The organism is Chryseobacterium sp. ZHDP1, assembly GCF_018603435.1.
GTDB lineage: Bacteria > Bacteroidota > Bacteroidia > Flavobacteriales > Weeksellaceae > Chryseobacterium > Chryseobacterium indicum.
In genome coordinates, this window is sequence record NZ_CP075682.1 from 2,793,833 (window position 1) to 2,814,808 (window position 20,976).

A 20,976-nucleotide genomic window follows, 5' to 3' on the forward strand; every position below is an offset into this window, starting at 1 on the left:
AATACAAAGATATGAGTACCATTACCATCCATCTTAAAAATAAAGAAGAAGAAACTTTAATGGAAAATCTTTTGAAAAAAATGAAAATCAGCTTTGAAAAAAATGAGGATGATTTTGAGCTGACGGATGAAATGAAAAGGGTAATTGATGAAGCTTTAAAACAAGACCGATCAAAAGCAATAGATGGCAAAGAATCTTTAAAAAGAATCAGAGCTAAATATGGACTTTAGTTATAAATTCTTGCCCACTGCCGAAAAAGATATTGAAGAAGCAACAAAGTATTATGCTGATATCTCGGTAAAAGTTTTAAAAAACTTCAATAAACAATTAGATCTGGCAATTGATAGAATAATTACAAATCCGTATTTTCAGAAAAAGCACAGAAATGTAAGAGCTTTCACTGTAAAGAAATTTCCTTACATTATTTTCTATGAAATTAGTGAAGATGAAAAAATGATTTATATCCTCTCCGTCTTCTGCACACACCAGAATCCGGAAAAATATCCATAAAAATCTAATAAAAAGTAATAAAAGTAAAAATGGCAGAAATTCTTGACGGATTAAAAGTATCCAAAGAAATAAAACAGGAAATCAAAGCTGAAGTAGAAAAAATTCTTGCCAACAAGAGAAGAGCGCCGCATTTGGTAGCCATTCTTGTGGGAAACAACGGAGCAAGTAAGGCTTATGTAAATGCAAAAGTAAAAGATTGTGAAGAAGTTGGATTTCAATCGAGCTTAATTAAATTTCCAAGCACCGTTTCAGAATCTGAATTATTGGAAAAGATCGATGAATTAAATAAGTCGAAAGCAGTAGACGGATTTATCGTTCAGTTGCCTTTGCCAAAACAGATCGATCAGGAAAAAATTATCAACGCAATCGATCCGAGAAAAGATGTTGACGGTTTCCATCCTGAAAATTTTGGAAAAATGGCTTTGGAAATGGATACTTTTTTACCTGCAACACCGTTTGGAATTTTAACGCTGTTGGAAAGATACAATATTGAAACAAAAGGTAAAGACTGTGTTATCATCGGAAGAAGTAAAATTGTAGGAAGACCGATGAGTATTTTAATGGGAAGAAAAGATTTCCCGGGAAATTCTACGGTAACTTTAACGCACTCTTATACAAAAGACATCGAAGAATATACTAAAAAAGCAGACATCGTAATCACGGCTTTAGGCGATCCTCATTTTTTAAAAGGTGAAATGATTAAAGACGGAGCTGTAATTGTGGACGTTGGTATTACAAGAGTAGACGACGATTCTCCAAAAGGATATTATTTGGCGGGTGATGTAGATTTCGACAGTTGTGCTGCGAAAGCAAGCTGGATCACGCCGGTTCCGGGAGGAGTAGGACCTATGACGAGAGCGATGCTGATGAAAAACACCATCATTGCTTATAAAACTTCGGTCTATAACGACTAATTTAAAATGAATTTAACAGAAGAAATATTATTAAAAGAAGGTAAAATGCTCCCTGTAATGGAGCATTTTTACACTCTTCAGGGAGAAGGAGCGCATACCGGAAAAGCAGCCTATTTCATCAGATTAGGTGGTTGCGATGTCGGTTGCCATTGGTGTGATGTAAAAGAAAGCTGGGATCCGAATCTCCATCCTTTAATGAATGCGGCAGACATTGCAGAAACCGCAGCTAAACATTGTAAAACAATCGTTTTAACAGGAGGAGAACCTCTGATGTGGAATCTTGATATTTTAACCGGAAAGTTAAAAGAATTAGGCTGTTCCATCCATATCGAAACTTCGGGAGCTTATCCGATGAGCGGACAAATCGACTGGATTACCCTTTCTCCAAAGAAAACCGGACTTCCGAAGGAAGAAATTTATACCAAAGCACATGAGCTGAAAGTCATTGTTTTCAACAATAATGATTTTAAATTCGCTCAGGAACAGGCTGCAAAGGTATCGGAAAACTGCACATTGTATCTTCAGAGCGAATGGAGCAAAAGGGATGAAATGTATCCTAAAATTACAGACTTTATTTTGGAAAATCCGAAGTGGAGAGCATCAGTTCAGACCCATAAGTATCTGAATATCCCATAAAAAATATGTAACTTAGCCTTTCGTATCCGTAATTGCCTATAGATGCAGAGAATTCGATACTCCAGATACCTGAAATCGATCATCGTTTTGCTTGACCTTATGGTTATTGCATCTATTTTTATATTCTTTTTTCTGAGCAGAAATGAAAGTTTAAAATACAATCAGGAAACATGGTATCAGAATTTATTTTCTCTGGCATTGTTATTTCTGTTCTGGATGCTTCTCAGCGGCAGGACAAAGATTTATAATATCCCGAGAAATCTTACCTATACTTTATTTTTAGAAAGACTTTTAATCCATTTTTTACTTTTCATTCTGGGAGTTTTTCTTATCGGAAAGGTGAGTTACAATGTATTTTTTAATTCGGATATTTACTGGCTTTCGTTTTATCTGTTTTTCTTTATTTTCCTTGCGAAATCTTTGATTTATTTTGGAATTAAATACTTCAGAAGTCTCGGAATCAATCACAGAAATGTTATGTTCCTGAGTGAAAACAGCTCTACGGAAGTTTTAAAGAATATTTTAAAGGATAGGCGAGATTACGGTTATAAAATTTTCGACTATCAAAATGCAGAAATAAATGCTGAGGAACTGATTGATTTCTGGAAGACAAACGGAATTCATACTTTATTTATTCCGACTGAAAACAGATATGATGAAAAGCAGGAAAGGGAAATTTTTAAATTGGCTGAAGCCAACAAAGTGCATATTTCTCTGATTCCGAGTATTATTCAGAATAATTTTTTTCTGTATGATATTGGCTATATTCAGACACAGCCGATTCTCAATCAGGCAAAATATCCTCTCGATTACTACTCCAATTTTTTACTGAAAAGAACCTTTGATGTTATTTTTTCGGTAATAATTTTGGTGGGAGTCTGTTCGTGGCTTTTTCCGATTATCGCCATTTTAATACGGTCTTCATCGAAAGGTCCCGTCTTTTTTATTCAGGAAAGATATGGTTTTCATGAAGAAGTTTTTAAATGTATTAAATTCAGAACCATGGTTGTGAATGATGAATCTTCCACGAAAACCACTTCAGAGAATGATTCAAGGATTACAACGATCGGGAAATTTTTAAGAAAAACAAGTCTGGATGAAATGCCACAGTTTATAAATGTTCTGAAAGGTGAAATGTCGATTGTAGGACCGCGGCCGCATATGTTGGCTGTAGACGATTATTACAAACCTAAAATCGGAAGATACAGTTTAAGAAGCCTTGTAAGTCCCGGAATTACCGGTCTTGCTCAGGTAAACGGACTTCGTGGAGATGCCGGAGATGTGGAAGTGGAAATGAACAAAAGGGTTTTAGCAGATGCCTTCTATGTAAGAAACTGGAGTTTTGTGCTGGATCTTGTGATTATTTTAAAAACAGTTTTGCTGGTTCTTACAGGAGATAAAAATGCAAAATAATGTTTTTGGTCTACATTGTGATATACTAAAATTTAATGTTGAAAGTGAGGCTTCGTTCGGGTCTCAACTTCAATCTAATTCAATAAAAAAAGTCTAATTTAGCAGAATGTTAAAAAAGTTTTTTACAGCTGTAGGAGAATACATCCTTCTTCTTGGTAAATCTATTCAGAAGCCTCAGAAAATGAGGGTTTTCTGGAAGCTGTTTATGAGAGAAATAAACGATTTGGGAGTCAACTCTTTTGGGTTGGTGATCTTCACTTCAATATTTGTGGGAGCAGTTGTTGCGATCCAGATGTTCAATAACTTCGATGCTTCATCTTTCCCGATTCCTCCTTCTTTCGTAGGATATGCCACGAAAGCGGTTTTGGTTCTGGAATTTTCCCCGACTATTATCAGCCTGATATTAGCCGGAAAAGTAGGCTCTTACATTGCTTCCAGTATCGGAACAATGAGAGTTTCCGAACAGATTGATGCTTTGGATATTATGGGAGTAAATTCTCCCAACTTTCTGATTTTCCCTAAAATTATTGCCTGTGTAATTTTTAATCCTTTATTAATTGCCATTAGTATTGTTTTTGGTATTGTAGGAGGATATATTGCAGGAATTTTAACGGGAAACTGGACGACAAACGATTATGTTGTGGGTATCCAAATGTATATGCCTAATCTGTTTATTTATTATGCATTTACCAAAACTATTGTTTTTGCCTTTATCATTGCAACAGTTCCTTCTTATTTCGGATATAATGTGAAAGGAGGATCGCTGGAAGTTGGTAGAGCAAGTACACAGGCTGTAGTCTGGACAATGGTATTTATTATCCTTTCGGAATTGTTATTAACCCAATTAATTTTAAGCTGATGATTGAGGTAAAAGATCTTAAAAAGAGTTTTGATGAAGTTGAAGTACTTAAAGGAATTTCAACCACTTTTGATAAAGGAAAAGTAAACTTAATCATCGGACAGAGTGGCTCCGGTAAAACGGTTTTCCTTAAAAGTTTATTGAATGTTTATCAGCCAACATCGGGAGAAATTCTTTTCGACGGAAAAGATATTAACGTAATGACGCGTGAGGAAAAACAACATCTTCGTTCAGAAATCGGAACCGTATTTCAGGGAAGTGCCCTATTTGATTCTTTAACGGTGGAAGAAAATATTATGTTTCCGCTGGATATGTTTACAAATTTAACATTCAGAGAAAAGAAAAAAAGGGTGTTTGATGTTATCGGAAGAGTGCATTTGGATAAAGCCAACCGAAAATTTCCATCTGAAATTTCCGGAGGAATGCAGAAGCGTGTGGCGATTGCAAGAGCTATTGTAAATAATCCGAAATATCTTTTCTGTGACGAGCCCAATTCGGGCCTTGATCCTTATACGTCTAATGTAATTGATGATCTTCTGCTCGAAATTACCAAAGAATATAACACGACAACGATTATCAATACCCACGATATGAATTCTGTAATGACAATTGGCGAGAAAATTGTTTATCTGAGGCTTGGTATCAAAGAATGGGAAGGAAATAAGGATGTTCTGATTACGGCAGGCAATAAAAATCTCATTGATTTCGTTTATTCATCAGAGTTATTTAAAGAACTGAGAGAATATCTGCTTGAGAATAATAAAACGATTGATAACACAATTACAAAAATAGAAGATAATGAAAAAGGCATTTAGTATAGCGTTAATAGGTTTTTCTATGTTGGCTTCCGCGCAGATTTCTCTTGCAGGAAAAGCAAATTTGATTTTTCCTACAGGTTCTCCTTCGTGGAAAAATATTAAAGGAACCGTAAATCAGGCAATTGAAGGAGAAGGCAAAAATAATGTAGGTTTCAATATTGGTCTTTCTTTAAAGGCAAATCTTCCTGCCTCGTTCTTTCTAATGCCGGAATTGTATTACACTACTTTTAAAAGTGATTTTACAGATCCTGCATCAAATACCACTTTCGATATTAAAAATAACCGTCTGGACTTACCCGTATTAATCGGGCATAAAGTTTTAGGTGATTTTCTGGGAGTGTATGCAGGTCCGGTAGCGAGCTATAATTTGAGTAAAGAAAATACTTATAACGATTTTCAGGAAAACGCAAAAGACAATTTTACAGTAGGTTACCAGTTTGGAGCTCAGCTGGAAATTAAAAAATTTCTTGTGAATGCAAGATATGAAGGCGCTTTCAGTAAAGATTCCAGAAATTTTATCAACAAAGTTTCCGGACAGGAAATCCGATATGATAACAGACCGAATTTATTTATGGTAGGTGTCGGATATAAATTTTAACTGACGAAAATAATAACTTAATAAAAAATCCTCAGATCATTAGATTTGAGGATTTTGATTTTCACGACTGCGAAGTTCTGCTTCTCGTCTTGCAATTTCTGCCGCCTGTTTTTCCAGATCTTCTTTATCTTTTTGCAATTGCTTAAATTCTTTTCTTTTCTGCTCAGCTTTTATCGCACTTCCTTTACTTACATAGCCTACCATTCCTCCGATAATCAAACCAATTCCGATTCCCCCCAGAATTCCCATGATATGAGACATCTGAAGATCATTTATTGTAAAATTGTTAGATGTTAAATAAAACAGCAGTATAGACAAAGCTAACAGCACAAGTCCGATAATGGTTAAATTTTTCATAGTGTTGTGTTTAAGTGGTTTAAATTAAAAAGCCCTATCAAATTTATTAAAATTCAACAAGGCTTTACTCAAGATTAAAATTTTGTATAATTTACATTTTACCTCCTGCAGCCCTGTAATATTCCAAAGCTTTAGGCAGGTTTTTATTAATATCTGAAATTCTTGTCTCAGGATTAGGGTGAGTAGAAAGGAATTCCGGTTGTCTGGCTCCGGTAGATGCAGCTTCCATCCTGTTCCAGAACGGGATTGCTTCTCTAGGATCGTAACCAGCCATTGCCATCAGATATAATCCCATCTGATCTGCCTCAGACTCCTGATTTCTTCCGTATTTTAATAAGGCTACCTGAGAACCGATAGGGTAAACCTGCTGAAAAACACTTGCCCACTGAGAATTTGAGATAGATCCTCCCAAAATCTGTCCGCCGTACTGTGCAATCATAGCCTGAGAAATTCTCTCATTTCCATGTCCTGCCAAAGCGTGAGAAACTTCATGTCCCATTACGACAGCCAGTCCGTTTTCATTCTTTGTAACCGGTAAAATCCCTGTATAAACGGCAACTTTTCCGCCCGGCATACACCATGCGTTCAGTTCGTTACTCTGAAGAAGATTAAATTCCCATTTGTAGTTCGCAAGATCTGCAGAACGCCCAATTTGCTGATAATATCTTTCGGCAGCAGACTTTATTCTGGAACCTACACTTACCACTCTTTTTGCATCTGCAGTTCCGGAAATCACTTTGGATTTTCCTAGTGTTGTTTTGTATTCCTGAGCAGACATGGTCATAATTTCCGAGTTATTTGCCAACTGCAGAGAAGATCTTCCCGTAATAGGGTTTGTAGTACAGGCAGCGACCGACAGAGCTACGGCTCCGATTCCAAAAATGTGTTTTATTTTCATAGTGCGAGTGTATAAGTTCAACCTTTACAATTTTTGTTCCAAAATAATTTTAAAGAATATATTTGCATATAATTTGCTATCTAAATTTAACAATTATTTTAGTAACATGAAAAAGTATATTTCAATCATATGTATTTTTGGATTTCTGATGATCTTCCAGAACTGTTCTTCCCAAACCGCTACCGATTCTCAGAGTGTAACAGCTCTTATTAATTCTGATGATTTTTCTTTCCGTGCAGAAAGAGCAACACCTACCAATTATGACGTTATCAACATTATGAGCTCTATGCCGAATGCTACGGCAACCAGAATTCTGGATCTTTCGGGAAGTAATTATTCTATTGATCTGAGAAAGGATAAGCTTGAAGTAACGCTTCCTTATTTCGGAAGAGTTTTTAACCCTACTTATGGAAACACCACCCAAAACAGTTACAGATTTACTTCAAAAGATTTTACAGTGACTAAATCTCAAGGAAAGAGAGGAAAATCGCTCATCAAAATTAAAGTAAATGACCAGAGCTCGGTAGATGAAATTAATATTGAGGTTTTCAAAAACGGAAAAGCATTTACATCCATCAGAAGCAACGACAGACAGCCGATTTCTTACGACGGATACATTACAAAAAATGAAGTGCAGAAAGAAAAGCTTTAATTTTACTGCTCAGATAAAAATTTTTCAACAAATAATTTTGCTTCGGTACTGGGATTAGAAATCATGGCTGAAGCATTTTTTTTGTGCTGAATGTAGGCTTCTTCAATAGAATTATTTTTTTTCATCATTGTTAAAATATATTCCTGAACCCAATACTCAAAACGCTTTTCTGCCTGTTGAATTCTTACTTCTTCGAAGCGGTTGGTTTTCTTTTTAAGATCTATAAAATCATTGATCTTTTCGAAAACATCATTCAGACCTTCATTGCTTAAAGCGGATCCCAGTAAAACAGGCACTTTCCAGTCTTTTTCTTTTGGCGGAATAAAATCTAAGGCTCTTTTTAATTCCAGTTTGGTATTTTTGGCTTTCTGAAGATTATCCTGATCGACTTTATTGATGAAAATAACATCTACCATTTCCATAATTCCGCGCTTGATGCCCTGAAGTTCATCTCCGCCGCCAATTATTTTTAAGAATAAAAAGACATCCGTAATATCGGCAACCAAAACTTCAGACTGCCCTACTCCAACGGTTTCGATGAGAATATAATCGTAACCTGCTGCTTCGCAGATCATCATGGTTTCAAAAGTGGTATTGGCAACTCCGCCTAAAAATCCTGAACTTGGAGAAGGTCGTATAAATGCATTCTCTTCTTTGGCAAGTTCTTCCATTCGGGTTTTATCGCCCAAGATGCTTCCTTTATTGATGGCTGAACTCGGATCTATAGCCAAAACCGCTACTTTTTTACCATTGGCAATGGCAAGTCTCCCAAAATTTTCAATGAATGTAGATTTTCCGGCTCCCGGAACACCTGTTACTCCTACTCTAACCGAATTTCCCGTGAAAGGCATAATTTGTTTAAGGAGTTCTTCTGCCTGTGTTCTGTGCTCGGCTTTTTTACTTTCAACTAATGTTATGGCTTTTGCGACCAGGCGTTTATTACCCGATCTTATTCCTTCTATTAGCTCTTCTGTAGAAAATTTCATTGTTTCAAAAATAGACAATTAAACGGGAACGGTCAAGAGGGAATGTATTTGATTGCGGAATTTTTTAAGTTGAGTTTTTTTAGATTTGGTTTTCATTACAATGATCAGAAATATTGTAAGTAAACTCTGACCTAGCCCCGATTGGAGTTTTGTCTGAGCTCATTTTATGAATTCGGCGGCAGCTTCGCTGCCGCCGAATTCATAAAATAGCGAGTACGGAAAGCGGGAAAAAGCTTCAAATAAAATATTTAGAATCTAATTTACTCTAACCACCCCGTCAAAAATTCGGAAGAATTTTTGACACCCCTCCAGAGGAGGGGAATTTCTTTATAGTTGGTTTTGTAATTTTTATTTCTTCTAAATTATGTGCAATTTCATCAATGGAAACGGGAATTTCCTACATTTGTTTGAATAAACAGTTAAAAAACATGAAAAAACTTATCGCTGTAGCATCATTTGCTGCCGTTTTACTGGCTTCCTGTACTCCAAAAGCTTCCACAGCAGCCACTCCCGTAGCTTCCACTTCTACAGCAGAACAAATTGCACAAGGAAAAACAATTTTCGAAAACTCTTGCGGAAGATGCCACAAATTACCAAGTCCGGCTTCTCATACTTCGGTTCAGTGGGTAGGAATTATGAATTCGATGGCGCCGAAAGCGAAGCTTACAGATGAACAGCATCAGTGGGTTTACGATTATATCGTATCTGCTAAAAAGTAAATCACAACAAAATATTTTTATGAAGAAACTGATTTTAGGTATTGTTTTAAGCGTTGCGGGAATGTTAATTTCCTGCGGACCAAAAAGTACAGCGGTAACAGGACCGAAATATACTTCATCCGAACAATTGGCACAGGGGAAAACAATTTTTGAAAACTCCTGCAACAGATGTCATAAATTGCCTGATCCTGCAAAACACGACGATCAGGGCTGGATCAATACGCTCAGCAGAATGGCTCCTAAAGCTAAACTGAGTGACGACCAGCATCAAATGGTTTATGATTATCTAATTTCAGCAAACAAAAAATAGGCTTCACATGAAGTCTATTTTTATTTTGGATTCTTCTTTATATTTTTAACACAAAAAGCGCGAAGTTTTTTTGATTTCTAATCTGTTTATTTTTCGTTCGCAAAGGCGTTTCACTCAGCGAATGAAAGCACTGAGAGAAAAAATTGATAAGCAAAGCGGATTGACGATTTATTGTTCACTTATTTAATTTCAATTCCTAAACCTGATTTTGTAGATAAAATAATTTTTCCGTTTTTAACGAAACTTCCTGTCGCATAGTCATTTGAGATTAAATTCGCGCCGTCCAGATCGGCATAATCAACAAGTGCGGTTAGATTGCAGGCAGCAGAAATTCCGACGGTAGATTCCGTCATGCAGCCAATCATGACTTTGTAGTCTAATTTTCTGGCTTTTCTGGTCATTTCCAATGCAGGAGTAAGCCCGCCACATTTCATTAATTTGATATTGATGCTTTTATAATAGGGAGTTAATTTGTCTAATGATTCTAAATTCTGACAATCTTCATCTGCCATCCAGTTTGCAAAACCTTCTTTTTCTAAAATTTTATAATTATTGATTGGTCTTGGCTGCTCGAGATAAGAAAATTTTTGAACTTCAGGATTATTCTGAAGCCAAATGCAATCTTCATCCGTAAAACTTGCATTGGAATCTAAAGCAATATTTCGGTTTAACTGTAATAGTTTTTCAACATCATTTTTATTTAAGCCTTTACATTTTACTTTGAATTTATTCCATGAGCTTTTTTCGATTTTTTCAATCTGATGATCGATTTCACCAACAGAAATGGTAATGGAACTTTCAACTAATTTATCTGACGGAAGATGATTTAATTCAATAAAACTTTTGTTTTCCAGCTTACCGAAAAGATCCCAATACGCACAATCCAATGCAGAAAGTAAAAACGGAGGCAGATTTAAATTCGATAAAAATGTAAAAAAATGTTTTGGATGAATTATCTCCTGACTTTCAATGAGAATCTGAATTTCTTTTAATTTTAAAACAAAACTTTGAAGATCAATCCTGTAATAATCGATGGTTACACATTCTCCGTAACCTTTGCAATTCTGATGAGATAATTCTATGAGCAAGGCTTCCCTCTTATCATAGTTTCCATAAGCAATTGAAAATGTTTCTTTTAAATATAACAGTCTGCGTTCGAATCTTAATTCCATTATTAAAAATACGAAAAAGGAGACTTATTTTGTCTCCTTCTCTTTTTTAGTTTTCTTTTTTCTCGGCATTTTTGATTTGACGAATTTCTTGCGGTCTTTCACCACATTCAAACTGTATTCTGTAAAACAGTATTTTGCAGATTCATCTAAAAATTTCAAAGCATTGGCAAAACTTCCTCTTTTTTCGGAAAGTAAAGCTCTGTAAAACCATAAGGTTGCTTTGTCAATTCCCTTGATTTTCAATGAAAAATCGATCAATTTTTCTGCTTCCTGATAATCTTCGTTGTCCAGAAGACATTTAATATAATATTGCGGTGTATTAAGATTCGTCACGTCACACTGCATGGCTTCTTCAAAGTACAGCTTTGCCTTTTCATAATCGAATAACATTTCGCTGTATATTCTTCCCATCAGACACAGACTGTCTGCATCTTCAGGATCATAAGACAACGCATAGTTTAATGCTTCCAGACACTCCGGCAAACTGTACGGGTAATTGTCTAAAGCCTCAAAATAGTATTTATTTTTAGTTAAGGTCATTTTTGTAGTTTTTTAATTCGTTTTTCAGTTGACTTCTCTGTTTTTTGAATGATTTGTCTTCATAACTCTTTTTAAAGTCGGTTCCGGAAAATGTACGAATCGGATTTCCACGCTGAACATTCAGATTGTTATTCCAAGTTTCCTGCATTCTCTTTTGAAGCTGGATGATATTCTGTTCCAGGACTTTTGCTTTAAGTCTTTCAATCGAAAGTTTTTTATTTTCCAACTGTGAACGCGAATCCTGAACGAAAACACTTTGTCCTGTCGGAATGTGCGTTGCCCGAACTGCGGTATTTACCTTATTTACGTTTTGTCCGCCGCTTCCCTGACTTCTGGTTGTCTGAAACTGAATGTCCTTTTCATTAAAATTGATTTTCTCCAATCCTTCCAGTTCAAAAACGCCAATAAACCAATTGCTTCTTTTATGCAATTTCCGGAATGTACTTTTCCCGATCCAGCAAATGCTTCCTAACCAGCTATCTAAAAATCCATTAAGATTTTTTGACTGTAAAAGCAAAGTCACCGATTTTAACGTGAGGTTTTCATCGCCATTTTCACGGTGAATAATTTCGTAATCTATATTGTTATCTTTTGCCTCTTGAAGAAAGTGTTTCAGAACTTTTGCCACCACCCATTGGCATTCTAAAGGTCCTCTTCCTGAGGTTATTTGTATGAGTTTTTCCATTTTTGTAAAATTTTTAAAATTGCCTCTCTGTTTTTGGCTTCTTTAATAAATGTCGGTAATCTTTCTACCATTCGCATTCTGTAAGGTAATCTTGTTCTTAAATCTGATGAAACATAATTCTCCATTTCCAACAGATGCTCTCTGTTTCTCGCCCAGAATAATTTCCCTTTAAAATCTGTCTGAAAATAATACGGACAACCGAAAACAGGATCGTGAATTAAACCTTCTTCTTTGGGAAAAGAATTCAAATACTTTTCAGTTTTTGGCTGAATTTGAAATTGAGAATCACATTCATCGCATTTTACATTACTTATTTTAGGCTTTTCTTTTAAGTTGCCTTGCTCATAACGAATGGGATGTGCACAAATCGGGCAGTAAAGATTGACAAAAGCTTTGTACACCACAAGATCTAATGCATTCTTCTGTAAATCGCAATGTCTGCATTTCAGAACTGCCTGTTTATAATTGTGTTCATTTTCCACGACAGCATCTTCACCGCAATCCGGACAGACTACGAGAAAGTTTTCGTAATATCTGAAATGTTCCTGTTTGTATATTTTTTTCATTTCAATCTATTTCGGCATTTCACTTAATTTCGGATGACCGATAGGATCAATCCTTTTTTCCAGTAAATCTTTTGCAGCCATAACTGCCCAACATTTATCGCTGGAATGAATGTTTCTGTAGAACGTGAGCAAAACTTCAGGCTTTACGACGGTAAATCCGTTAGCTTCAACAGTTTCAAGATCATTTCTTTCAAAGAAATCGATTGTGATCCTGTGGAATTTTCCGTTTTCCAGCTCAACTGTTTTCTCATATCTTCGGAAATTCTCTTCGCTCTGAAGATGATCGTATCTTGTCCAGACCTTTTGGAAACCTTCCTGCTGTAGGATGATGACAACTTCTGCGACGTTTTCTTTTTTCACAAAAACATCAATATCCTTATGGTCGTGCGCGTGCTTGTATTCCGTATGTCCGGGTTCAGACATAAAATGCCACGCCCAACCTCCTGAAATAATAATTTTATCTTTTAATTTTTCTAAAATTTCGAGTCCGCTTTGAATCCTAAATTCCGGCCAGACTTCACCGTATCTTTTTATATTATGTGGTGCTCCCATTTTTTTTGTTTTTTGTTGGCGGTTGATGGTTGTCAGTTGATGGCGTTAAAAATTCTAAGAACCATCAACCAAAAACTAACAACCATTTTACTTATCCATTCTTACCATTCTCGGCTGGAAAGTTCCCAGAATATCGACCAGTTCACTTTGTGCATTCATCACTTCGTTGATGTCTTTGTATGCCATCGGTGCTTCTTCTGCATTTCCGCCCATTAAGGTGACATTCTTTAATTTTAATTCTTTTTTAATATCATTTTGAGTAAAAAGGCTTCTGCATTCACCTCTTGAATGGGCTCTTCCGGCTCCGTGAGAAGCGGAATTCAGAGAATCCGGATTTCCTTTTCCACGGACGATAAATCCTTTTGCCGTCATGGAACCGGGAATCATTCCCAATTCGTTTTCATTTGCCGGAGTTGCTCCTTTTCGGTGAACGATTACTTCTTTTCCGTTGTGGATTTCTTTCCATGCAAAATTGTGATGGTTTTCGATCTTTGCTTTTACTCTTCCTCCTACCGCTTTTACAAGTCTTCTGTGAATATCGTCATGACAGGCTGAAGCGTAATCTCCCGCCAGATTCATTGCGGTCCAATATTCTAATCCGAGATGAGTATTCAGATCCAGCCACGCAAATTGTTGAGCTTCTTTCGGCAACGGACACTGTTCTGCCGCAACTCTGGAATAATACTGAGCGATTTCTGCTCCCAACCCACGCGAACCGCTGTGCGAAAGGATTCCGAGGTATTTTCCTTTCGGAAGTCCGATCTGTTCATCTTCTTCCGTAATTTCAACTTCTCCGAATTCCACAAAGTGGTTTCCGCCGCCCGAAGTTCCCATTTGTTTGATGGCTTTTCCTTTTAATCTTCTTAAAATCGGAATCATATCGAAGGTATCTCTGTCGAAAATTTCATGGTCGACGTGAGATTTGTGTATTTCGTACATTCCGAATTTGGTATGTTCGGCAAGGGCTTTTTCATATTTATCTCTTGCTCCTTCAAGATATGAAATCGGCGTATCCAAAATACTGAGACTCATTCTGCAGCCAATATCCATCCCGACTCCGTAAGGAATTACGGCATTTTCTACCGCAAGAACGCCTCCGATCGGAAGCCCGTATCCGCTGTGCGCATCGGGCATCAAAGCTCCCTGTGTTGAAATTGGAAGTTTGAGCGCGGTGTATAATTGATTTTTTGCTTCATCTGAAATATTGTTTCCGAAAATATTAAATGTCGCCCGATGGGTATTGAGCATTCTTTTCTCGGTTTTCCTGGATGAAAGCAAAGCTTCCGCAATCTGTCCGAAGGTTAAATCTTTTTCAAAATTTTCGGGATTCACCAGAATATCTTTTAGAATAGATTTGACGTGATGGATGTTTTTTGTGGCAAAGTTCCTTTTCATCACTTCCAAAGCGATGTTGACACTCTGGTTATTCGGATAGCCTAATTTTAATATATCTTTTCCTTTAAGTTTTAAATTTCCCATTGTTTTTGTTTTAATTGTCTTCCCAAACGACAAGGCATTTCTTATCCTGCCAGAATTTTTCTAATGTCATATTGGGATTTCCTGTTACTTTAATGGTAAGAGGACTAAGTCTTACACTGAGTTTATGAGATCTGCTTCCATACGTTCCTATGTCTACCATCTCATTACCCAAGAGTGTAAGTTTTTTAGTTTTTAAATATTTATAAATAGCAGGAACCTGTAAATCTGTTCCTCCCGTCATTTCCGCATGTGGATTCCGTAAGGCTTTGGCTGTATGAATAAGCTCTGATAAATCTTGTGGATGATTTTCAAAATGTTCTTCATAGCTTTTATAATAGATGATTTCCAAAGCATCTTCCTGCGCTACAAATTCATTATTTATAAAATATCCGATCTGCCAGTTTTCGCCATATTTACGGTTCCACTCCTGCTGCCGTTTCAGCTGTTGTTTTGTATTTCCTGCTTTTCCTATTTTTCTTTCTGCAACTTTCCAGGTCATCGTTTAATGTTTTTTTTGATGATTTCTCCGAAAAACTAAAATTCTCCGTCTGTAAATATTTCTACAAGCTCTTCTGCGGAGATCCTATAATTAAAATATTTTCTCACGTTAGTTTTCCTTTTGTATTTATCCCTCCATTTATCCGGTTTTCCATAAATGTTTTTTTGAATAATCCCTATTACTTTGTGCTGATTTAAATAGGAGTCTAACGCATTATATTCTCTTTCTAAATCCTCATCTAAAGGTTTATAGTGCGTAATGATATTCGGTCTTACTCTCAATACAAATCTCCACGGCTCGATGAATTCATAATATTCTTTAATCAGTTTTTTGTTATAAGCGTAATATTCTCTTTTTACAAAATACTGCCTTTCGCGTTCCGTTAAACCAAACTTTGGATTATCCCATTCCCAGGGAAGAACGTTTACAGTTTTCTGTTCTTTTTCCACGTAAATTCTTCGTCCGTATTTTCTTTTCTTTTTTAGAAATTTTCGGGTGTCAGAGTACATTTCCGTATTGATTTTCTTTAAAAGATTTTCGAAGAAATCGCCATCTTTAGAACGTTTTACATCATCTCTCACAACAAAAAATCTTACAAATCCTTTCTGATAAGGTTTTTCCAGCGGAATGAGCGGAATATTCCTTCTTAATTTCCAGACTTCTCTATGACGTTTATATTTTTTCCTGATCTGTTTTTCTACATCTTTTTTTATAATTCTTTTTCTGCTCCTAAGAGTTTTTATCCGGGAATACAGAAGGTTATCTTTTTCCATTAATTCAGCATTAGAAGTGAGGCTCAGAAATGTTATTTTCTAAACTTCATATTACATCTTGCCAGGCAAAATATTGGCTGACTTTATCTAAACCTCATAGGTTTTAAAAACCTATGAGGTTTCTTCAATGGCATCTCTTTCTAGCCCAGATTGCAGCGGCATCCTTTTTTGTGGCGACCTGCGCTTCGCTCCGGTCGCCACAAAAAAGATACAGCGGAAAGCTGGAAATAGCTTCAGATAAAAATCATCTGCTAATTCGAAAGAAATCCTAAATACTAAAAAGATTTTTCGGGAAAACTGTTTTTGAGTTTGAAATATTGCGCAATAAAAAACCCGAAATCTCTACGACTTCGGGTGATATTTCATTGTACTGTTATTCTAAGAGTGTACCAAACCACGAAGCCTCGCCTTTGCAAAAGGCAATCCTACTGTTGAAAGCTGATTGGATATGAACATTACTTCGTTGTTTTTAAATGGTTAAACTTTATTTTACGTTGCAAATATATACAATTTTCTGAATATCAAAATTATTTTTTAGTTTTTTTATTAAATCTATAATTCTTTTTTAATCGAAACTCCTTTTTTCATCCATCTCTTTTTATGAATTAAAAGATAAACTGACAAAAAACATTAAATTTATTTTACTAAAACAAATAAAAAGGTATAATATTTGTCTATGTGTTTTTACATCTTAACAAATAATATTATGAGAAATTTCATTAAACCTCTACTCTTTTCAGGAGTTGCTATGCTTAGTATTATCTCCTGCGATGACAATGATGACAACATGATGACTGAGAAAACAACTTATGAACTGGTTTCTTCAGACAGTAACTTAAGCAGTTTAAAAGCTGCCATCGACAAAGCAGGTCTTTCTGCAACTCTTAACCAAAGCGGAACTTTTACATTATTCGCCCCAACAAATGCAGCTTTTGCAACTTTTTTACAGGCAAACGGATATGCAAGTCTTAATGACGTTCCTACGGCGGCATTAAAAACTTTGCTGATGAACCACGTTTTGAATTCTGAAGTAAAAGCAGCAGCAATTTCTACCGGCTATGTTTCTACTCTTGCTATGGGATCTGCTTCTTCCACAAGACCGATCAGTATGTTTATCAATACGAATGGCGGTGTAAAAATTAATGGCGTATCGAATGTTGTTGCTACAGACATTGATGCCAACAACGGAGTGATCCACAAAGTAGATGCGGTAATCGGTTTGCCAACTATTGTTACTCATGCAACGGCAAATCCTCAGTTTACGTCTTTGGTTTCTGCTCTTACAAGAAGTGATATGCCTAATTTTGTTGGAATTTTAAGCGGAACTGCCAATTCTCCGTTTACGGTTTTCGCACCTACCAACACAGCATTTTCTTCTTTGCTAACAGAAATCGGAGCGGCTAATTTAGCAGCCATTCCAAAAACGACTTTGGAAAATACCTTGAAATATCACGTCGTTACCGGAGCCAATGTAGGATCTAATAATCTTACAAACAATATGATGGTTCCAACTTTCCAGGGTGGAAGTTTTAAGATTACCACAACAGGCGGTGCTAAGATTACAGATAACAACAACAGAGTTTCTAATATTATTGTAACCGACGTACAATGCAGCAACGGAATTATCCATGCAATTGATAAAGTTTTGCTACCCTAATTGTTTTTTTTTCATATAATATTTAGCAAAATAGGCTGCCTCATTTCTGAAGCAGCCTATCTTATTTTTTAATTTTTATATTTAATCTTTCGATCCCAGATCATCCATCGGATCATCCATTCCTTTAATGATGTTAGAATGGTAAACTCTTTCTGATCCTAAGAAGTAAATATTATGTCTTGCCTTTGCAATAATTCCGTTATATTCCTCTTCCGTCATTCCTTCAGGAATATCTGTTTTTTCTTCCGCTGGTTTTCTGTATACCTGCAAAGCTCCGTTTTTATTCAGGATTGAATTTGCAGAAACCGCCTCTTCCAGATTATCCGCATATACAATCACATTGTTTTTTCCGATGCTGTGCTTTCTGTAAGCATTAAGCATTTCGTCGTCGTGGGCAAAAGTATATTCGAAAAATCCTTTGGTCTGCTCATCTTCCTGATAATTGTCGGTTGACAGTCCGCTTTCAAGGTTTGATCTGGAAATAATGATATTTGCATCGTCAAAACCGTTGTTTTTTAAATCTTTTTTAATCTCTTCTGTATCTACTGTTACAGGAAATACCGAAACTACTGTATAAGCCATAATATTTTGTTTTTTGATTATGGGGTACAGTACAAAAGCTGTGCAATTTATCTGGTGAAAAGGTTAATTTAATTTAAAAATTTATCCAGAATATCTACTGCGCACTTTGGAAGATTGGTTCCCGGACCGAAAATAAAATCTGCTCCGTTCGCATACAGGAATTCATAATCCTGCTGAGGGATTACCCCTCCCACCACAATGGTAATATCGTCTGCTCCGAGTTTTTTAAGCTCCTCAACAACCTGCGGAACCAAAGTTTTATGACCTGCTGCCAAAGAAGAAACTCCCAGAATATGAATATCATTTTCTACCGCCTGTTTTGCCACTTCTTCCGGAGTCTGGAATAATGGTGCCACATCCACATCGAATCCCATATCTGCAAATGCGGTTGCGACTACTTTTGCTCCCCTGTCGTGACCGTCCTGTCCCATTTTGGCGACCATTAATCGTGGACGGCGCCCTTCTTCCTCCTCAAATTTCTGAGTAAGGTGTAAGGCTTTTTCAAAATATTCGTTTTTCCCTGCGTTCATGGCGTAAACTCCTGAAATTGTTCTGATATTGGCTTTGTATCTCCCGAAACTTTCTTCCATCGCATCGCTCATTTCTCCCAGCGTTACTCTTCTTCTTGCGGCTTCAATACATAAGGCTAAAAGATTTCCTTTTCCTGATTTGGCACTTTCACGGATCTCATTTAAAATCTCATTCACCGCGTCAGAATTTCTTTCTGCCTTTATTTTATTTAATCTTTCGATTTGCTTTCTGCGGACTTCCGTGTTGTCGATATCCAGGATTTCAATGGCATCCTGCTTCAGTTCTGATTTGAAAGAATTAACCCCGATGATAAATTCTTCACCACTGTCAATTTTCGCCTGTTTTCTCGCTGCCGCTTCTTCAATCCTCATCTTCGGAATTCCGGCTTCAATGGCTTTTGTCATTCCACCCTCTTGTTCCACCTCATCAATGTATTTCATGGCTTCTTCAATCATTTGCTGAGTCAGAGATTCAACCAAATTACTTCCGCCCATCGGATCTACGACATCGCAGATTCCGCTTTCCTGCTGAAGAATAATCTGTGTATTTCTTGCAATTTTTGCTGAATAATCTGTAGGAAGCGCAATCGCTTCATCTAAAGCATTCGTGTGAAGAGACTGTGTTCCGCCCAGTGCAGAAGACAATGCTTCAATTGCTGTTCTCGTAATATTATTAAATGGTTCCTGTTCCGTTAAAGACCAGCCTGAAGTCTGTGAGTGTGTTCTTAAAGCTAAAGATTTCGGATTCTGAGGATTAAACTGCTTTAATAATTCAGCCCAGATATATCTTGCTGCCCTCATTTTGGCAATTTCCATAAAATGATTCATCCCGATTGCCCAGAAAAAGGAGAGTCTCGGTGCAAAATCATCGACATTCATTCCCGCTTTTATTCCTGTTCTTACATATTCCAATCCATCGGCAAGCGTGTAAGCCATTTCCAGAACCGGAGTGGCTCCTGCTTCCTGCATATGATAACCGGAAATTGAGATGGAATTGAATTTCGGAATATTCTGAGAAGTATATTCAAAAATATCGGCGATGATCTTCATCGAAGGTGCAGGCGGATAAATGTAGGTATTTCTCACCATGAATTCCTTCAGAATATCATTCTGAATGGTTCCTGAAAGCAAATCCTGAGAAACGCCCTGCTCTTCTGCCGCCACAATATAGAATGAAAGAATTGGCAGAACCGCTCCGTTCATCGTCATGGAAACCGAAATCTGATCCAAAGGAATTTCATTGAATAAAATTTTCATATCCTCCACAGAATCAATTGCTACTCCCGCTTTTCCAACATCGCCCACAACTCTCGCGTGATCGGAATCATATCCTCTGTGTGTCGCCAGATCGAAGGCTACCGAAAGCCCTTTTTGTCCCGCCGCCAGATTTCTTCTGTAAAAAGCATTGGATTCTTCTGCTGTGGAAAAACCTGCATACTGACGGATTGTCCATGGCTTCTGAACATACATTGTAGAATACGGACCTCTTAAATAAGGTGCAATTCCCGGAGAAGTCTGCGTTAATTCCTGATTTTTAACGTCTTCTGCCGTATAAGAAGATTTTAACTGTAAGCCGTCTTTCTCAAAAGGATAGACCTCTGTTTTCTTTTCGGTAATAGTGAATTGAGGAGTTTTATTCTGAACTGCCCTTCTCATAATTTCAGATTTAATAGATGGCTAAAATTACACATTTTTGAGGGAATATTTTTTAAATAAAAAAAGCGAAACTGCAAAACTGCAAAATCGCTTTTTATGTACTCATTAATCGTCATTTTCCAATATCAATTAAAGAAATAAGTCAAAACTACAAACAACTGCTATAACCTTCTTCTGAAATTTAATGAAGAGGAAAAACATTTCCCTCCTGTAATGGCGGTTTTCATATCTGTACGTTATATTCTTGCGTCAGTAAGTTATATTCTCGCACCGGTAAGTTATATTCTCGCACCCGTATTTAATATTCTTGCACCAGTAAGTTAGATTCTTGCATCAATAAGTTAGATTCTTGCACCCGTATTTAATATTCTTGCACCAGTAAGTTAGATTCTTACACCAGTATTTTATATTCTTGCATCAATAAGTTAGATTCTTGCACCCGTATTTAATATTCTTGCACCAGTAAGTTAGATTCTTACACCAGTATTTTATATTCTTGCATCAATAAGTTAGATTCTTGCACCCGTATTTAATATTCTTGCACCAGCAGGTTTATTTCTTTTGTCTTGAATGAAGATCTGTACAATACTACTGAATCAACGTAGTAATGAATAA

Annotated in this window: 25 protein-coding genes; 12 read left to right on the plus strand and 13 right to left on the minus strand. The window is 36.5% G+C overall.

Annotated features, from left to right (window positions below):
* Window positions 1-11 precede the first annotated feature (11 nt).
* The 8 genes from KKI44_RS12625 to KKI44_RS12660 all read left to right on the plus strand — a co-directional run bounded on the left by KKI44_RS12625 (window position 12) and on the right by KKI44_RS12660 (window position 5,748).
* Window positions 12-230, plus strand: coding sequence for a hypothetical protein (locus KKI44_RS12625; RefSeq protein ID WP_056010943.1), 219 nt, complete (start codon window positions 12-14; stop codon window positions 228-230).
* Complete coding sequence (locus KKI44_RS12630) at window positions 220-510, plus strand: type II toxin-antitoxin system RelE/ParE family toxin (protein WP_214587598.1); 291 nt, start codon at window positions 220-222, stop codon at window positions 508-510. Before KKI44_RS12625 ends, KKI44_RS12630 begins: the two co-directional genes overlap by 11 nt.
* A gap of 29 nt (window positions 511-539) precedes the next feature.
* On the plus strand, window positions 540-1,424 hold the full coding sequence (locus tag KKI44_RS12635; RefSeq protein ID WP_214587599.1) for a bifunctional 5,10-methylenetetrahydrofolate dehydrogenase/5,10-methenyltetrahydrofolate cyclohydrolase: 885 nt from the start codon (window positions 540-542) through the stop codon (window positions 1,422-1,424).
* A 6-nt stretch (window positions 1,425-1,430) separates the two neighbouring features.
* Window positions 1,431-2,060 (plus strand): 7-carboxy-7-deazaguanine synthase QueE, encoded by a 630-nt coding sequence (locus tag KKI44_RS12640; RefSeq protein ID WP_214587600.1) that lies wholly within the window; start codon window positions 1,431-1,433, stop codon window positions 2,058-2,060.
* A 42-nt stretch (window positions 2,061-2,102) separates the two neighbouring features.
* Entirely contained in the window at window positions 2,103-3,473 is a 1,371-nt protein-coding gene (locus tag KKI44_RS12645) for an exopolysaccharide biosynthesis polyprenyl glycosylphosphotransferase (RefSeq protein WP_214587601.1), read from the plus strand.
* Between the two features lie 106 nt (window positions 3,474-3,579).
* Window positions 3,580-4,332: an MlaE family ABC transporter permease gene (locus KKI44_RS12650; RefSeq protein WP_214587602.1), complete on the plus strand. Its 753-nt coding sequence runs from the start codon at window positions 3,580-3,582 to the stop codon at window positions 4,330-4,332.
* Window positions 4,332-5,147: an ABC transporter ATP-binding protein gene (locus KKI44_RS12655; protein WP_214587603.1), complete on the plus strand. Its 816-nt coding sequence runs from the start codon at window positions 4,332-4,334 to the stop codon at window positions 5,145-5,147. Before KKI44_RS12650 ends, KKI44_RS12655 begins: the two co-directional genes overlap by 1 nt.
* Window positions 5,131-5,748, plus strand: a complete 618-nt coding sequence (locus tag KKI44_RS12660) for an outer membrane beta-barrel protein (RefSeq protein ID WP_214587604.1) — start codon at window positions 5,131-5,133, stop codon at window positions 5,746-5,748. Before KKI44_RS12655 ends, KKI44_RS12660 begins: the two co-directional genes overlap by 17 nt.
* A gap of 39 nt (window positions 5,749-5,787) precedes the next feature.
* Here KKI44_RS12660 and KKI44_RS12665 read toward each other — a convergent pair whose 3' ends face one another.
* Together KKI44_RS12665 and KKI44_RS12670 are read right to left on the minus strand one after the other, a co-directional pair.
* The gene (locus tag KKI44_RS12665; protein WP_214587605.1) at window positions 5,788-6,105 is read right to left on the minus strand and encodes a hypothetical protein; all 318 of its coding nucleotides are present in this window, start codon (window positions 6,103-6,105) and stop codon (window positions 5,788-5,790) included.
* Between the two features lie 91 nt (window positions 6,106-6,196).
* The gene (locus tag KKI44_RS12670) at window positions 6,197-7,003 is read right to left on the minus strand and encodes a M48 family metallopeptidase (protein WP_214587606.1); all 807 of its coding nucleotides are present in this window, start codon (window positions 7,001-7,003) and stop codon (window positions 6,197-6,199) included.
* A gap of 106 nt (window positions 7,004-7,109) precedes the next feature.
* On the opposite strand from KKI44_RS12670, the gene KKI44_RS12675 reads away from it, so the two are divergent.
* Window positions 7,110-7,655, plus strand: coding sequence for a DUF4251 domain-containing protein (locus KKI44_RS12675; protein WP_214587607.1), 546 nt, complete (start codon window positions 7,110-7,112; stop codon window positions 7,653-7,655).
* Window positions 7,656-7,657: 2 nt separating this feature from the next.
* Here the strand turns inward: KKI44_RS12675 and meaB are convergent, their stop codons facing one another.
* A complete protein-coding gene (gene meaB, locus KKI44_RS12680; protein WP_214587608.1) occupies window positions 7,658-8,641 on the minus strand; it encodes a methylmalonyl Co-A mutase-associated GTPase MeaB in 984 nt (327 codons plus the stop codon).
* Between the two features lie 428 nt (window positions 8,642-9,069).
* On the opposite strand from meaB, the gene KKI44_RS12685 reads away from it, so the two are divergent.
* Window positions 9,070-9,360, plus strand: coding sequence for a c-type cytochrome (locus KKI44_RS12685; protein ID WP_214587609.1), 291 nt, complete (start codon window positions 9,070-9,072; stop codon window positions 9,358-9,360).
* A 19-nt stretch (window positions 9,361-9,379) separates the two neighbouring features.
* Window positions 9,380-9,670, plus strand: coding sequence for a cytochrome C (locus tag KKI44_RS12690; RefSeq protein ID WP_214587610.1), 291 nt, complete (start codon window positions 9,380-9,382; stop codon window positions 9,668-9,670).
* Window positions 9,671-9,849: 179 nt separating this feature from the next.
* On the opposite strand, the gene KKI44_RS12695 is transcribed toward KKI44_RS12690, so the two are convergent.
* From KKI44_RS12695 to KKI44_RS12730, 8 genes are all read right to left on the minus strand, one after another.
* The gene (locus tag KKI44_RS12695) at window positions 9,850-10,842 is read right to left on the minus strand and encodes an enolase C-terminal domain-like protein (RefSeq protein ID WP_214587611.1); all 993 of its coding nucleotides are present in this window, start codon (window positions 10,840-10,842) and stop codon (window positions 9,850-9,852) included.
* Between the two features lie 24 nt (window positions 10,843-10,866).
* Window positions 10,867-11,382, minus strand: coding sequence for a tetratricopeptide repeat protein (locus tag KKI44_RS12700; RefSeq protein ID WP_214587612.1), 516 nt, complete (start codon window positions 11,380-11,382; stop codon window positions 10,867-10,869).
* Complete coding sequence (prfH, locus tag KKI44_RS12705; protein WP_214587613.1) at window positions 11,369-12,067, minus strand: peptide chain release factor H; 699 nt, start codon at window positions 12,065-12,067, stop codon at window positions 11,369-11,371. Before prfH ends, KKI44_RS12700 begins: the two co-directional genes overlap by 14 nt.
* Window positions 12,046-12,633, minus strand: a complete 588-nt coding sequence (locus tag KKI44_RS12710) for a hypothetical protein (protein WP_214587614.1) — start codon at window positions 12,631-12,633, stop codon at window positions 12,046-12,048. The genes prfH and KKI44_RS12710 overlap by 22 nt, the downstream gene beginning before the upstream one ends.
* A 6-nt stretch (window positions 12,634-12,639) precedes the next feature.
* Complete coding sequence (locus KKI44_RS12715; RefSeq protein ID WP_076394118.1) at window positions 12,640-13,185, minus strand: hypothetical protein; 546 nt, start codon at window positions 13,183-13,185, stop codon at window positions 12,640-12,642.
* A gap of 87 nt (window positions 13,186-13,272) precedes the next feature.
* On the minus strand, window positions 13,273-14,664 hold the full coding sequence (locus tag KKI44_RS12720) for an RtcB family protein (RefSeq protein WP_214587615.1): 1,392 nt from the start codon (window positions 14,662-14,664) through the stop codon (window positions 13,273-13,275).
* 10 nt (window positions 14,665-14,674) lie between these two features.
* Window positions 14,675-15,163 carry a hypothetical protein gene (locus tag KKI44_RS12725; protein WP_214587616.1) on the minus strand — a complete coding sequence of 163 codons (489 nt, stop codon included), beginning with the start codon at window positions 15,161-15,163 and terminating at the stop codon, window positions 14,675-14,677.
* A 35-nt stretch (window positions 15,164-15,198) separates the two neighbouring features.
* The gene (locus KKI44_RS12730; RefSeq protein WP_214587617.1) at window positions 15,199-15,936 is read right to left on the minus strand and encodes a hypothetical protein; all 738 of its coding nucleotides are present in this window, start codon (window positions 15,934-15,936) and stop codon (window positions 15,199-15,201) included.
* A 706-nt stretch (window positions 15,937-16,642) separates the two neighbouring features.
* Between KKI44_RS12730 and KKI44_RS12735 the strand changes: the two genes are divergently transcribed.
* On the plus strand, window positions 16,643-17,593 hold the full coding sequence (locus tag KKI44_RS12735) for a fasciclin domain-containing protein (RefSeq protein WP_250902062.1): 951 nt from the start codon (window positions 16,643-16,645) through the stop codon (window positions 17,591-17,593).
* Window positions 17,594-17,674: 81 nt separating this feature from the next.
* Here KKI44_RS12735 and KKI44_RS12740 read toward each other — a convergent pair whose 3' ends face one another.
* Together KKI44_RS12740 and scpA are read right to left on the minus strand one after the other, a co-directional pair.
* A complete protein-coding gene (locus tag KKI44_RS12740) occupies window positions 17,675-18,175 on the minus strand; it encodes a hypothetical protein (RefSeq protein ID WP_214587619.1) in 501 nt (166 codons plus the stop codon).
* A 68-nt stretch (window positions 18,176-18,243) separates the two neighbouring features.
* Window positions 18,244-20,361, minus strand: coding sequence for a methylmalonyl-CoA mutase (gene scpA, locus KKI44_RS12745; protein WP_214587620.1), 2,118 nt, complete (start codon window positions 20,359-20,361; stop codon window positions 18,244-18,246).
* Window positions 20,362-20,976: the final 615 nt, after the last annotated feature.